Annotated in this window: 15 protein-coding genes; 12 read left to right on the forward strand and 3 right to left on the reverse strand. The window is 39.6% G+C overall.

Annotation, left to right across the window (positions count from 1 at the left end; genetic code table 11):
- Positions 1-348 precede the first annotated feature (348 nt).
- Positions 349-1,854, forward strand: a complete 1,506-nt coding sequence (yjeM, locus tag QOS07_RS05525) for a glutamate/gamma-aminobutyrate family transporter YjeM (protein WP_283587988.1) — start codon at positions 349-351, stop codon at positions 1,852-1,854.
- A 95-nt stretch (positions 1,855-1,949) separates the two neighbouring features.
- Positions 1,950-2,855, forward strand: a complete 906-nt coding sequence (locus QOS07_RS05530; RefSeq protein ID WP_283587989.1) for a YihY/virulence factor BrkB family protein — start codon at positions 1,950-1,952, stop codon at positions 2,853-2,855.
- A 108-nt stretch (positions 2,856-2,963) separates the two neighbouring features.
- On the opposite strand, the gene QOS07_RS05535 is transcribed toward QOS07_RS05530, so the two are convergent.
- Together QOS07_RS05535 and QOS07_RS05540 are read right to left on the reverse strand one after the other, a co-directional pair.
- Complete coding sequence (locus QOS07_RS05535) at positions 2,964-3,197, reverse strand: DUF2922 domain-containing protein (RefSeq protein ID WP_283587990.1); 234 nt, start codon at positions 3,195-3,197, stop codon at positions 2,964-2,966.
- Between the two features lie 24 nt (positions 3,198-3,221).
- Positions 3,222-3,434 carry a DUF1659 domain-containing protein gene (locus QOS07_RS05540; protein WP_283587991.1) on the reverse strand — a complete coding sequence of 71 codons (213 nt, stop codon included), beginning with the start codon at positions 3,432-3,434 and terminating at the stop codon, positions 3,222-3,224.
- A gap of 100 nt (positions 3,435-3,534) precedes the next feature.
- Between QOS07_RS05540 and recX the strand changes: the two genes are divergently transcribed.
- From recX to QOS07_RS05585, 9 genes are all read left to right on the forward strand, one after another.
- On the forward strand, positions 3,535-4,335 hold the full coding sequence (recX, locus tag QOS07_RS05545; RefSeq protein ID WP_283587992.1) for a recombination regulator RecX: 801 nt from the start codon (positions 3,535-3,537) through the stop codon (positions 4,333-4,335).
- Positions 4,336-4,392: 57 nt separating this feature from the next.
- On the forward strand, positions 4,393-5,046 hold the full coding sequence (locus QOS07_RS05550) for a sugar transferase (RefSeq protein WP_283587993.1): 654 nt from the start codon (positions 4,393-4,395) through the stop codon (positions 5,044-5,046).
- A gap of 18 nt (positions 5,047-5,064) precedes the next feature.
- Positions 5,065-5,826, forward strand: coding sequence for a DUF4422 domain-containing protein (locus tag QOS07_RS05555; RefSeq protein ID WP_283587994.1), 762 nt, complete (start codon positions 5,065-5,067; stop codon positions 5,824-5,826).
- Between the two features lie 21 nt (positions 5,827-5,847).
- On the forward strand, positions 5,848-6,777 hold the full coding sequence (locus QOS07_RS05560; protein WP_283587995.1) for a glycosyltransferase family 2 protein: 930 nt from the start codon (positions 5,848-5,850) through the stop codon (positions 6,775-6,777).
- 43 nt (positions 6,778-6,820) lie between these two features.
- Positions 6,821-8,020, forward strand: a complete 1,200-nt coding sequence (locus QOS07_RS05565) for a hypothetical protein (protein WP_283587996.1) — start codon at positions 6,821-6,823, stop codon at positions 8,018-8,020.
- Positions 8,007-8,621, forward strand: coding sequence for a YveK family protein (locus tag QOS07_RS05570; RefSeq protein ID WP_283587997.1), 615 nt, complete (start codon positions 8,007-8,009; stop codon positions 8,619-8,621). The genes QOS07_RS05565 and QOS07_RS05570 overlap by 14 nt, the downstream gene beginning before the upstream one ends.
- Before the next feature lie 33 nt (positions 8,622-8,654).
- Positions 8,655-9,422, forward strand: a complete 768-nt coding sequence (locus QOS07_RS05575; RefSeq protein WP_283587998.1) for a glycosyltransferase — start codon at positions 8,655-8,657, stop codon at positions 9,420-9,422.
- A gap of 31 nt (positions 9,423-9,453) precedes the next feature.
- The gene (locus QOS07_RS05580; protein WP_283587999.1) at positions 9,454-10,347 is read left to right on the forward strand and encodes a glycosyltransferase family 2 protein; all 894 of its coding nucleotides are present in this window, start codon (positions 9,454-9,456) and stop codon (positions 10,345-10,347) included.
- 100 nt (positions 10,348-10,447) lie between these two features.
- Positions 10,448-11,368: a glycosyltransferase gene (locus tag QOS07_RS05585; RefSeq protein WP_283588000.1), complete on the forward strand. Its 921-nt coding sequence runs from the start codon at positions 10,448-10,450 to the stop codon at positions 11,366-11,368.
- Positions 11,369-11,408: 40 nt separating this feature from the next.
- Here the strand turns inward: QOS07_RS05585 and QOS07_RS05590 are convergent, their stop codons facing one another.
- On the reverse strand, positions 11,409-11,882 hold the full coding sequence (locus QOS07_RS05590; RefSeq protein WP_283588001.1) for a hypothetical protein: 474 nt from the start codon (positions 11,880-11,882) through the stop codon (positions 11,409-11,411).
- 248 nt (positions 11,883-12,130) lie between these two features.
- On the opposite strand from QOS07_RS05590, the gene glf reads away from it, so the two are divergent.
- Entirely contained in the window at positions 12,131-13,249 is a 1,119-nt protein-coding gene (glf, locus tag QOS07_RS05595; RefSeq protein ID WP_283588002.1) for a UDP-galactopyranose mutase, read from the forward strand.

The raw sequence follows: 13,249 nt of genomic DNA on the forward strand, positions 1-13,249 counted from the left end.
TGGTAACACCATTAAAGACCTTTATGGGTTTTCTTGTCCACTTAAATGTTCAACTTATATTTTACAATCTGCCAAATTAAATAAAGACAAGCAAATTAAAAGAATCACAGTTCACCTGAAAAAATATGCACAACCCGTAAATGCATCTTTATACGTTTGAAAGACTCCATATCAACGTTTTACCACTAATAAATGCATAAATCACTAGCAAAAGATGAATATTTGCATTAGAATTTGATTATAAAGCGGTATAATCTCTTTTATTATGCAAAAAGACGACTATACTTAACCTTGTTAATTATTTTTAATGCAATTATTATTTTTGTAAATTTTTTTGGAGGCACTTTTATGGATGAGAATAGTGGTAATAAAAAGGTAATTACTACCTTCGGCCTGGTGACGATGATCATTACCGCCATCTTCGGATTTGGTAATGTTTCAAACGCCTACCTGCAAATGGGCTACGGTAGTATTATCTGGTACGCATTGGCGGGGATTTGTTTCTTCTTCCCATGCGGTTTAATGATGGCCGAATATGGTTCAACCTTCAAGGAAGCCAAGGGTGGTATTTATTCTTGGCTGGCCGGTTCTGTTGGTGAACGGGTTGCCTTTGTGGGGACCTTCGTTTGGTTGGCGTCCTGGATCGTGTGGATGGTTTCCACCGCTTCACGGATTTGGATTACTTTTTCTGCATTGATTTTTGGTAAGGATACCACTCAGCAATGGCATGCCTTTGGTTTAACTTCGACCCAGTTCATTGGTGTCTTAGGGATCATCATGATCTTGGTCATCACCTACCTGAGTTCACGGGGGATTAACTCCATTGCGAAGGTTGGTTCACTTGGTGGTATTTTCACCATTGCCGTTAACATCATCTTCGTAGTTGTCAGCTTTATTGTTTTGATTGCGAACAAAGGTGCTTTGGCTCAACCAATTCATGGTGCAAGTTCATTCATCACTTCACCTAACCCACAATTCCAAAGCCCAATTGCAATTATTTCCTTTGTTGTTTATGCAATCTTCGCCTATGGTGGGATGGAATCACTTGGTTCCGTTACTGATAGTATGAAGAACCCTGAAAAGACTTTCCCACGTGGCTTGATCATTGCCAGCATCTTTACCATCGGTGCCTATGTTCTGATGATCTTCATGCTCGGTTGGTCAATCAACTACCAACAAGACCTGACCAAGAGTAATGTTAACTTGGGGAACGTTACTTACGTGGCATTCAACTACTTAGGGATTGCCCTTGGCAACTCACTTGGTTGGTCCCATGCTGCTGCATTAACCTGTGGTGTAATCATGACCCGGATTGTTGCCTTAGCTCAGACATTAGGTTTCTTGGGTGCGCTCTTTATCTTACTGTACTCACCAATCAAGGCCTTCATCCTGGGTTCAAACCCAGAATTATGGCCAAAGAAGCTGACTAAGCTGAACAAGGCGGGAATGCCTGCAAACGCAATGTGGGTTCAAGCAGTGATCGTTTGTGTCATCGTCTTCCTGGTTGCCTTTGGTGGTTCTGCCGCCCAAAAGTTCTACCTGATCCTGACTGATATGGCCAATGTTTCAACCTGTTTCCCATACCTCTTCTTAATTGGTGCCTTTCCATTCTTTAAGGCGAAGAAGGACCTCGACCGGCCATTCGTTGCATTTAAGAACCGGTTCTGGACTGACATCTTAGTTATCTTCGTTGAATTAATCCTGATTGTCGGTATTGCATTTACCTTTATCCAACCATTACTGGAAAAGGATTACCAAACCGCATTCTGGACACTTGCTGGACCAATCTTCTTTGCAATTGTGGCCTTAGTCTTCTACCACTTTGCAGCCAAGAAGCGGCAAGTACAAAATTAAATTTGAAAATTGTAATATTAAAAGAGACCAGCGACGCGAGCGTCACCGGTCCTTTTTTGCTATAATAGCCCTATATTATCAGAGGGAGTAGGAATGTGAAGAATGAGCCAGGAAAACTGAAGAATTTTATCATGCTGTTCATGCGGCACTTCACCATGGCGCAGATTTCGAGTTCAGCGGCGATGTTGGCTTACTATACGCTTCTATCGATTTTTCCCGCGGTCTTGGTGGTTGGAAACCTTCTGCCAATGGTGGGAATTGATGCAAAAACGGTTCTTAGCTACTTACAGACCGCTGTCCCATCATCAGTCTACAGCTTTATTAAGCCGCTGATCTTCGACTTCCTTCAACGGGGGAGTGGAGGACTGCTGACCACCGGGGCCTTAATTGCTCTCTGGTCTACCAGCCAGGGGATTGCTGCTTTTCAGCGGTCAGTTAATTTGACCTATGATGTAGCCCGTAACCAGAATCCGGTTATTAACCGGGTTGTTTCCTTTATCTGGATGATCGTGGTTCTTGTACTCATCTTTACAATTATCCTCTTATACGGTTTTGGTGAGCAGGTGCTGAACAGTATTCAGCCACTTTTTCAATTCAACCGGCGCTACATTTCGATCTTCAGTTCTCTGCGGTGGCCAGTAACATTGGCGGTCCTGTTTATTGCGATGACTTTGCTGTACTACTTTGTTCCTAATGCAAAGGTGCGGTTACGATATGCTGCAAGTGGTGCATTTATTGTTTCGTTGATGTGGATGGGACTGTCACGACTGTTTTCCTACTACACGATTTTATTCAAGCACGGTGTTACCTCGTACCGGACGATTGGGGCTTTTATTGCAATGATGATTTGGCTTGACCTTTCAGGATATGTCATTATGCTGGGGGCAGTTATTAATGCGACCCTCCAGGAAGCACATGAGGGAACACTTGAAGAGCGGGAACACTTCTGGCAATTGGTTGATGCCGAGGACTTATTTAATAAGAAGAAAGAGCATAAATAAGAGATTTCTCCGACTCTTGGTGGGGGAACCGAATTACTATCGTGATACTCGAAAAAGGAGACCAGGAAGGAAATGAATCTTCTTCCTAGTCTCCCAGTTTGTGTAAAACTAAGCTACTTTTGCCTCATCATTAAAGATAACGGTAGAAACAGTGTCGACGTACTTAGCCGAAACTGGCGTAACGTACATCACGTCATCGCCCTTAGTGAAGGCATGGGCGGCGGCAATCTTTTCCATTGCCTCGCGGACGGTTTCGGCGGAGAGGTTTTCACTGGCGTAGCTAAGCTTCAAGAGGTGTTTCTTACCAAGGCTGCCCTTGAAAGTTAAATTAAGAGTCTTCATGTGAGAGAACTTCCTTTCTTAGATTTATTCGGTAACTAATTCTTCGGTAGTAATAATATTAGTGGCAGTACACTTTTCGGCGGTCAAGCTTTCGATGGCGCTGCTTACTAAGGTCAGTTGGTCACTAGTAAGGTTGGCGGCGGCATTGTTAAAGAGGCGCTTGACCCCCTTAGGATGCTTGTCCCCAACGAGGGTTAGTTGTACCTTTGCTGACTTAAATTGACGTTCCATACTCATGCTGAGCACTCCTTTGTTTTGTATTTGGTAAGTGGTGATCACTGCTTACACTTATATAAACGAATGAGCGGTGAAAAAATGAAGGGGGAATTTTTAAAAAATGGCGAAGATTTCAAAAATTGAAGCGCAAAAGCGGAAGGGCCGCTATAATGTTTATTTAGATGGCAAGTATGCCTTCCCAGTGGCCGAAAGTGTCTTGGTTAAGTTTCGCCTGATGAAGGGGATGGAACTTGATAAAGACCAGGTTAAGGTGATTACTACTGCGGACCAACAGGCACAGGCTTATTCCAAAATTTTGGATTACTTGTCTTATCAGATGCGGTCGGAAAGTGAAGTGGTAAAAAAGCTTCATGACTTGGCGACACCTGAAGAATTTATTCCGCCGATTATGACAAAATTGCGGGAACGGCGACTAGTTGATGACCACCAGTACGCAATTTCGTATGTCCAGACAATGATGACGACGAGTTTGAAGGGGCCGGGAGTCATTCGTCAGCACCTTCGCTTGAAGAAGGTTGGGGAGAATGATATTGAGGCGGCACTGCAAAACTTTACGGCGGAAGACCAGTTGGAAAATGCTAGTAAGCTGGCGAAAAAGCTCTTTAAACGCTACCACCACCAGCCAACTTTTCGACAAGAGCAGAAGGTACGGCAGGGGTTGTTGACTAAGGGCTACAGTGGTGACCTGTACGATCAAATAAAGGACCAAGTAATCCCCGAAGAAGATCCGGATCAACAGGCGGAATTGCTGGCAAACCAGGCTACAAAAGTCTGGCACCGTTACCGGCGCTATACGGGGATGGACCGTGAGCGGCGTTTTAAGCAGGCAATGTTCCGGAAAGGCTTTGACCTTGATGCCGTTCAGCAATGGTTGGCCGAAAACGAGGAAGACCTTTCATAAGTGTTCATTTACTGGTATTATTAATTAGATATATTACTTTATAGAAGAGAACGGAAAATGAAGAATACAAGTATTCATATTAATGAGCAAAAACTGAATCACCAGTACGGCTACCGGTTTATTAAGCGGCTATTTGATATTGTTGCTTCTTCAATTGCGGTGGTGATACTGAGTCCTGTCTTTTTGATTATTGCCATCTGCATTAAAGTGGATGATCCGAAGGGGCCGGTATTCTATTCCCAGACTCGGGTCGGTAAAGATGGCAAGCACTTTAAAATGTATAAATTTCGTTCAATGGTAACGAATGCTGACGAGCTTTTAGCGGAATTACAGGCTAAAAATGAAGTTAGTGGTGCAATGTTTAAAATGAAAAATGACCCACGAATTACCAAAGTGGGTCATTTTATCCGTAAATATAGTTTGGATGAGCTACCTCAGTTGATCAACGTGATCGGCGGTTCAATGACAATTGTTGGACCACGGCCACCGCTAGTTAGTGAAGTAGCTCAATATTCTGATTATGATAAGCAACGGTTGATGGTAAAGCCGGGTGCGACAGGAATGTGGCAGGTTGGTGGCCGAAATGACGTTGACTTTGCTGAGATGGTCGAACTTGACCTGACATATATTCAAGAACGGTCAATTTGGCTTGATCTTAAGATTATGTTTGAAACGGTTAAAATTATGATTGTGCCTAATGGGGCATATTAATGAAATGGGAGAACAACAGTGGACGTAAAAGTATTAGTAGCTGCACATAAGAATTATGCAATGCCTAAGGATGACCTCTACCTGCCAGTGTTCGTTGGCAAAGAGATCCATCCTGATGTTAACCATACTTTTCAAGGTGATAATACAGGAGATAATATCTCTGCTAAGAACCCCACCTATAATGAGCTGACGGCAATTTATTGGGGGTGGAAGAACCTTGACTTAGATGCGATGGGTTTGGTTCACTACCGTCGTTACCTTAGTATGAACCACCGTAAGGATTTGAATGATGTCTTATCACGGCAACAGGCAGAAGCTCTATTAGCTAATCATGATATTATTTTGCCACCAAAGCGAAACTACTACATTGAAAGTAATGAATCTCATTACCTACATGCGCACCATCACGAACCCTTTGAAGTAATGCGGAAAGTTATTACGGAAAAGTATCCGGAATATTTGCCTTCTTTTGAAAAGGTAATGAAGCGGACTTGGGCGCACATGTTCAATATGTTTGTTATGAAGAAGCAACCCTTAAATGAGTATTGTACTTGGATGTTTGATGTCTTAGCGGAAGTTGAGAAACAAACGGACATCAGTAGTTATTCAACCTATGAAAAACGAGTATATGGTTTTTTGAGTGAATTATTACTTGATGTCTGGCTGGATAAGAATTCACAATACTCTACCGTTGAGGTTAAGTATGTCTTTATGGAGCATACCAATTGGTTTAAAAAGGGTGGTAAGTTTATCCTTCGTAAAATTACTGGTCACGCATAGTCAAAGTAGGGAGGCTCTTTTGTGACAAAGCTGTCAATAGTTGTACCGTGTTATAACGAGCAGGAAGCAATCCCGCTTTTTTACCCCGCGGTAGAGAAAGTTGTTAAGAAAATGCCGGTTGAGGTTGAATACTGGTTTGTCAACGATGGCTCGGCAGACCAGACGCTCGATGAATTACGTAAGCTTCATGACCAGGATCCAGAGCATGTACACTATGTCTCATTTTCCCGGAACTTTGGTAAGGAGGCAGGACTGTATGCGGGGCTTAAAGCGGCAACGGGCGATTATGTCGTGGTAATGGATGTTGACCTGCAAGACCCACCTGAATACCTGCCAGAGATGTACCATGAAGTTTCAACCGGTGAATACGATTGTGTGGGGATGCGAAGAACTGACCGGAAGGGTGAAGCTAAGTTTAAGTCCTTCTTAAGTGATCAGTTTTACAACGTAATTAATAAAATTTCCGATACTAAGATTGTTTCTGGTGCTCGTGACTACCGGATGATGACGCGGCAAATGGTTAATGCTGTTTTGTCATTAACAGAATATAACCGGTTTTCAAAGGGGATTTTTAACTGGGTTGGCTTTAAGACGAAGTACCTTCCCTATAAGAATGTTGAACGGGTTGCCGGTACGACTGACTGGTCAACTTGGAAATTATTTAAGTATGCAATTGACGGAATTACTGATTTCTCTGAAGCACCTCTGGCAATTGCTACCTGGACTGGTGGCATTTCGGCCTTCATTGCTGTTATTGGAATAATATTTATAGTTATTCGACATTTTGTTGTTCCAAATAGTAGCGCGTTTGGTTGGGCGTCAATGGTCTGTATCATGCTCTTTATTGGTGGTGTTCAACTTTTTTGTCTCGGAATTGTTGGTCGCTATATTGGCCGGATCTATATGCAGACAAAGCATCGCCCAATTTATATTATTAAAGAGAAAAAGTAGTTTATGAGGGACAGTGTCGTTAGATTCAATTAGAAGGATAATTATGAAAATAAGATTATTTAACAATCAGGAAGAGATTGGTAAGAGATTATATTATTGCACTTTTGTTTATGCAAGTATCTTATCCTTTCTCCTTGCTAGTAATTATGTACCAATGATTCCTAGCAAAATGGTTCACCGGCTTATTTATTTAGCGATTGTTGCACTGTTCGTGAAAATATATGCATTAGATTATTGCAACTTAAAAGAAATTATTGGTAAGTCGATGGTTTTGATATTAGCGATAATTAGTTGGCGATTATCAAGGAATACTGATATATTACTTTATGTTAGTTTCATACTTGGTGCTAGGAACGTTAACTTTCGTGAAATAATAAAGCTCTTTTTTGTAACAATTGGGATTCTATTACTTGGGACGATTATTATTTCGCAAGCTAATCTTGTTAAGGATGCGGTTTACATGAGGAAAGACTTCCACCGGCATTCTCTAGGAATTGGTTATCCAACAGATACTGGAGCCTATGCTTTTTACTTATTGCTAGCTTATTACTACCTATTTTTTAAAAACTTAACATGGCGTTCATATGCAATTGTTGCATTTCTAGATGTTGTGCTGTATGAAGTAACACAAGCTCGAAACTCATGTGTGTTGATTTTATTGACTATTCCAATTATTTGGGTTGCACAGCTAGCAAGTAATGGTAACGTAATATCACGTGGAATTGCTTCGTTTTATTGGATGATTGCTCCATTAGCTGCTTATTCAACACTCTTATTAGCATGGTTATATAATCCGAGTCGAATATTTAATATATTAGATAGAATACTTTCGGGACGTTTAGGATTATCTCATAAGGCATTGGCTAAATATGGGATTTCATTTTTTGGACAACATGTTCATGAAAATGGCTGGGGAGGCGTTAAAGGACTCAAAAATTTCTATAAATTAAACTTCTCATATTTTTATATTGATTCATCATATATGCGGTTAGTGATTATTTATGGGTTGATTTTGGGAGTACTAATAGTCATTTGTATGACAGCTATTGCTTACCGTTCAACATTAAATCGAGAATATGCCTTAGCAGCAATTATTATGCTAATAGGTTTGCATTGTATTGTTGAGCAACATCTACTTGACCTAAGTTATAATCCTTTCTTGTTTGCATTATTAGCGGTGGTGCCGATGCTTACCATTAATAAAAAGATAGATAAATCTGGAGGAAATCATGATAGCAAATAATAGCAAGTCAAAAATATTTTTAAAATACATTATCATTGTTTTGGTAATGATGTTATTGGGTGGTGCAGGAATGTTTGGCTTAGCTAAGCACCGTCAGAATACTTTTTACATTGCCAGGCGGTCCATGGTAATTTCGCACGCTATCCATGAAGAGAGAAACTCGAATAATAATTTTAATTCTGCTGATCAACAAATGATGGATACATACAGTAAGATTATTGAAGATCCGATTATTTCTAAGGCTGCTCGTAATTACTTGCCTTCTCAAATGAAGAAGAAGTACTCATCTGATGATATTAATAGCATGCTTGACAGCAAGGTATCACAACAAACTCTAGTTCTCACTGTTGAGGCTAAGGCTTCTAGCAAGTCTGCTGCAGTTAAGATTACTAATGCTGCAGCAAAAGCAATGAAGACAAACTTGCCGTCAATTCAACCAGGAGCTGGTACAGTTAGACTGTTGGCTCCTGCTACAATGAAAGATACTAATCAAGTTACTACTCCTCATACAAAGAAGTACGTTGCTGTTGGTTTAGCACTAGGTGGAATGGTCGGATTAATTATTTGCTTTGTGGACGAGACCTGGAGTCGGTTAATTTGATTTCAAAATTTTATATTAAGGTTAATGAGGAAAATGGTTAACGATAAAACATTATTTTCAATTATTACAATAGTTAATAAAGAAAAAATTTATCAAGGTTTTAAGGAAAGCTTAAAGTCGCAAGAGGGTGTTAACTATGAATTAATAAAGGTAAACAATGATAACAATCAATTTTCATCTGCACGTGAGGCTTATAATAGTGCAATGAAAAAAGCTCATGGTGATTACCTTGTTTTTCTCCACCCAGATATGCGTTTCTTAGATAAGAATGCTTTGCACGACGCCCTAGCTCAGATTGTTCAACTTGATGACTTAGGGGTGGCCGGGGTTTCTGGCTGTCCTTCTGAAGTTCATCACCATAAGTCAACGCTGGTAACGTCAATTGTGCATGATAATCCACCCCACCGCTTCGGAAAGTTAATTGATAAGGTGACTGAAGTTCAAACGGTTGATGAGTGCTTTTTTGTAATGGAGAGTGACTTCTGCGAATCACATCCATTCTCGGATATTAAAGGTTGGCATATGTACGCGGTTGAACAGTGTTTAGTGGCCTTGCTTAATGGTCGTAAAAACTATGTTGTTCCCGCGCGAATGTGGCACTACTCTACTGGTAGTTCGGAAAATTGGCAGTATGTACAAACTGGTCGTGAAATCGCTAAACGATATGGTAATGATTTTCCAACGATTAGTACGACAATTACCACTTGGGACACCAGGAGTAAGTTAGGACTGATGGTAGTGCCACCAATTAAACTACTTAAACATCAAATATGGCGGAAGTTTAAGTTAGCAAAAGACTAACTTCATAGTAATAAGATTTGGTGGTTTATTTATGAGTAAACGTGTAGCGGCAATAATAGTTACCTATAATCGAAAAAAGTTATTAAAAGAGTGTATTGAGGCCTTACTAGGTCAAACTTACCGTGAATTGGATATTTTAATTATTGATAATGCAAGTACTGATGGCACTGATGCACTTGTTAAAGAATACGCGGATTCACAAGTTAAATATATTAATACGGGGGCTAACCTTGGTGGTGCTGGTGGCTTTCAATTTGGTGTCAAAAAGGGTGCAGAATTAGGTGATGATTACCTATGGCTAATGGATGATGATTCAATTCCGACCCCAACCGCCCTTGAAGAGCTGATAAACGCTGCCCGCAAGTTAGGAAAGTTTGGTTTCTTATCTAGTAAGGTGCTATGGAAAGACCAATCGTTATGCAAAATGAATGTACCAAAGGTGTCATTAAACCATAAACTTGCTGACTTTGACGGAGCACCTAAGCAGATTATCATGGGGACCTTTGTTTCCTTCTTTGTTCCCGTAGCGGTTGTTAAAAAAGTGGGGCTGCCGATAAAGGAGTTTTTTATTTGGGCTGATGATTTAGAATTTTCGCGACGTATTTCGCGTAGTTATCCAGCCTACTTTATTCCTAAGAGTATTATTATTCATAAGTGTAAGTCTAATACAGGAAGTAACATTGTTGGCGATGTTCCTGAGCGGTTTAATCGCTACTGTTTTGCCTATCGTAATGAAGTATATGTTTATCGTCGTGAAGGGTTAAGCGGATGGGTTCATCTAGTTTTAAAGACGATTCTCCATATTCTACGAGTTATTTTCAAAGCTAAGGATAATAAGAAGCAACGGCTCCAAATTATTTGGAACTCAACAGTAAAAGGCTTCAAGTTTAATCCACAGATTGAATACTTACGTAATAATAAATAGAGTTATAGCTGATTAGGCAAAATAAAAACATGCTAGTACTTAAAAATTTAAGGCACTAGCATGTTTTGTAGAGTTAAAACAATTAATTTGGAGATATATTATGAAATACGCTTCTGTAATTGTAACATTTAATCGCAAAGAAAAATTAGTTGGTGCTTTAAAATGTCTGTTAAATCAAACTAAAAAGCCCCAGAAGATTTTTCTAATTGATAACTGTTCGACGGATGGCACACCAGAATTATTAAAGAAGGAACAATTACTTGATAACCCATTAATTGACTACAAACGAATGGATAAAAATTATGGTGGTTCCGGTGGGTTTTATTATGGTATCAAAAGAGCAATGAAGTTCTCCGAAAATTTTGATTATTTGTCTATTTCCGATGACGATGCTTTTTATCAGTCAAATTATTTTGAACTCATTGATCAGGCAGTTAATCAACATCCAAAGTGCCAGGCATTTTGTGGAACGGTTGTTTATGAAGATGGTACTATTCAGACCGATCATCGCCGTCGGATAGTTAATAGAAAATGGTTAAAAGAATTGGACGTTCCAGTTTCAGACTACTCTCACAATTTCTGGCTTGATACCTTTTCATTTGTGGGTTGTGTAATTAGTGTTGGCATCTTAAAGAAAATTGGTTTACCAAATAAAGAATATTTTATTTATTATGATGACACTGAATACTCGTTACGTGTACGTAAACTTACCAATGTACTAAATGTTTCCGAGGCGGTGATTGTTCATAAAACAGTAAAAAAAGATACCGCAATTGTTAACATTAATTGGAAGAACTATTATGGAAAACGTAATATTATATTGATGCGAAAGAAACACTCGAATTGGAAACTTCTAAACTTATACTTAGTATGGCATCAACTGAAGTTTGATCTTGAAGTTATTTTTTCTAAACGCTACAAAGGAATTAGGAGAAAAACGTTATATATTTGCAATCAAGGTTTTAGAGATGGAATGAGAAATATTCAAGGTAAACGAGCGGATTTCTTACCAGGTAAATAAAAAAGGTTCCAATTGTTTGGAACCTTTTTTATTATCGAATTTAGTTTTGCTTTACAATTTGAGCATTGCTTGGCAGACTACCTGACCAATCCTTGTAAGTAGTACCTGATTGGTTTGGTGAAGTTTGCCGGTCCATCCCATCACTATCAACGTGGTGGGTAACACCATTCTCATCAGTCCATACAGCAACGTCACTTAAGCCAAGTTGCTTTTGGCTAACCTTTTGGCTTGATGAGGAAGAACTAGTGGAACTTTGACTGTTAGTAGTTACGCTACTGTTACTGCTTGAAATGCTAGTGTTTTCATCATTCTCATCGCTACTGCTTTTAGCTTTACTGGACTTAGAAGAAGATTGCTTTTTATCACTATTCTTGTGCTTTTCAACCTTAGTCACCTTATCTTTTGAAGTAGATGACTTTGAAGAATTGTGGTTATTAGAGCCACAGCCAGCTAATCCGAAAGTTAAAGTTAAGACTGCCAAACCAGAGAAAACCAAACGTTGTAATTTCTTCATGTGAAATGTCTCTCCTATTTGTAAATTCACTGTAACTATACTAATCGTATGTTTAATAGTATAATTATAGCATTTGCAAGAATTGCTCGTCTACAATATTGTTTAATAAGCAATATTATGACTAAATCATAATGCATTTTAACACTAATAGAGACTACCATTCAATGCTAAGAAGGGTAGTTGCTGATATTTAAAACAATAGTAAAATACTTGTATAGTTATAGTAAAACTGATGAGGAGAATATCTTATGAAAAAGTACGACTACTTAGTTGTTGGCGCGGGCCTATTTGGCGCTACTTTTGCTTACGAGGCTGCAAAGCGTGGTAAACACGTAAAGGTAATTGAAAAGCGTCCTCATATCGCTGGAAATATCTATACCAAGGAAGTTGATGGTATTCAAGTTCACCAGTATGGTGCTCATATTTTCCATACTTCTAATAAGAAGGTCTGGGATTACGTAAACCAATTTGCTGAATTTAATCGCTACACGAATAGCCCGGTTGCTAACTACAAGGGTGAAATGTACAACCTACCATTCAACATGAACACCTTTAATAAAATGTGGGGTGTGCGGACGCCAGAAGAAGCGATGGCTAAGATTAATGAACAACGTCAAGAAATGGATGGCAAAGAACCACAAAACTTAGAGGAGCAAGCTATTTCATTAATTGGCCGTGATATTTATGAAAAGCTAATTAAGGGTTATACCGAGAAGCAGTGGGGACAAAAGGCAACCGAATTACCTGCTTTTATCATTCGCCGTCTACCTGTTCGGCTGACTTATGATAACAATTACTTCAATGATAGTTATCAAGGAATTCCGATTGGCGGCTACACCCAGATTGTTGAAAAGATGCTGGCAAGCGATCTAATTGATGTTGAAGTCAACGCAGACTTTTATGATCAGAAAGATGAATATATTGCTAGTGCTGACAAAGTAGTCTTCACTGGTCCGATTGACCAATTCTTTGATTACCAACTGGGTGAACTACAATACCGGAGTCTCCGTTTTGAAACTGAAGAAAAGCCGGTTGGCAACTACCAGGGGAACGCGGTTATCAATTATACCGATGCCGAAACACCGTATACCCGGGTGATCGAACATAAGCACTTTGAATTTGGTAAGGGTGATAAGAATAAGACGATTGTTACCCGGGAATATCCTGCTGACTGGCACCGGGGGGATGAACCTTATTATCCAGTTAATAATAAGGAGAATAATCAACTTTACGCTCAGTACCAAAAGTTAGCTGAAAAACAACCAAATATTATCTTTGGTGGTCGTCTTGGCCAGTACCGCTACTACAACATGGATCAAGTTATTGCTGCAGCATTAAAGACTGTTGCAAAGGAGTTTGACGATTAA

The organism is Limosilactobacillus viscerum, assembly GCF_947387525.1.
GTDB lineage: Bacteria > Bacillota > Bacilli > Lactobacillales > Lactobacillaceae > Limosilactobacillus > Limosilactobacillus viscerum.

Excerpts from the sequence above, each read along its gene's own strand:
- yjeM (WP_283587988.1), top strand. The coding sequence starts at position 349 with ATGGATGAGAATAGTGGTAATAAAAAGGTAATTACTACCTTCGGCCTG.
- QOS07_RS05535 (WP_283587990.1), bottom strand. The coding sequence starts at position 3,197 with ATGAAGACTCTTAATTTAACTTTCAAGGGCAGCCTTGGTAAGAAACAC.
- QOS07_RS05540 (WP_283587991.1), bottom strand. The coding sequence starts at position 3,434 with ATGAGTATGGAACGTCAATTTAAGTCAGCAAAGGTACAACTAACCCTC.
- recX (WP_283587992.1), top strand. The coding sequence starts at position 3,535 with ATGGCGAAGATTTCAAAAATTGAAGCGCAAAAGCGGAAGGGCCGCTAT.
- QOS07_RS05550 (WP_283587993.1), top strand. The coding sequence starts at position 4,393 with ATGAAGAATACAAGTATTCATATTAATGAGCAAAAACTGAATCACCAG.
- QOS07_RS05565 (WP_283587996.1), top strand. The coding sequence starts at position 6,821 with ATGAAAATAAGATTATTTAACAATCAGGAAGAGATTGGTAAGAGATTA.
- QOS07_RS05570 (WP_283587997.1), top strand. The coding sequence starts at position 8,007 with ATGATAGCAAATAATAGCAAGTCAAAAATATTTTTAAAATACATTATC.
- QOS07_RS05575 (WP_283587998.1), top strand. The coding sequence starts at position 8,655 with ATGGTTAACGATAAAACATTATTTTCAATTATTACAATAGTTAATAAA.
- QOS07_RS05580 (WP_283587999.1), top strand. The coding sequence starts at position 9,454 with ATGAGTAAACGTGTAGCGGCAATAATAGTTACCTATAATCGAAAAAAG.
- QOS07_RS05585 (WP_283588000.1), top strand. The coding sequence starts at position 10,448 with ATGAAATACGCTTCTGTAATTGTAACATTTAATCGCAAAGAAAAATTA.
- QOS07_RS05590 (WP_283588001.1), bottom strand. The coding sequence starts at position 11,882 with ATGAAGAAATTACAACGTTTGGTTTTCTCTGGTTTGGCAGTCTTAACT.
- glf (WP_283588002.1), top strand. The coding sequence starts at position 12,131 with ATGAAAAAGTACGACTACTTAGTTGTTGGCGCGGGCCTATTTGGCGCT.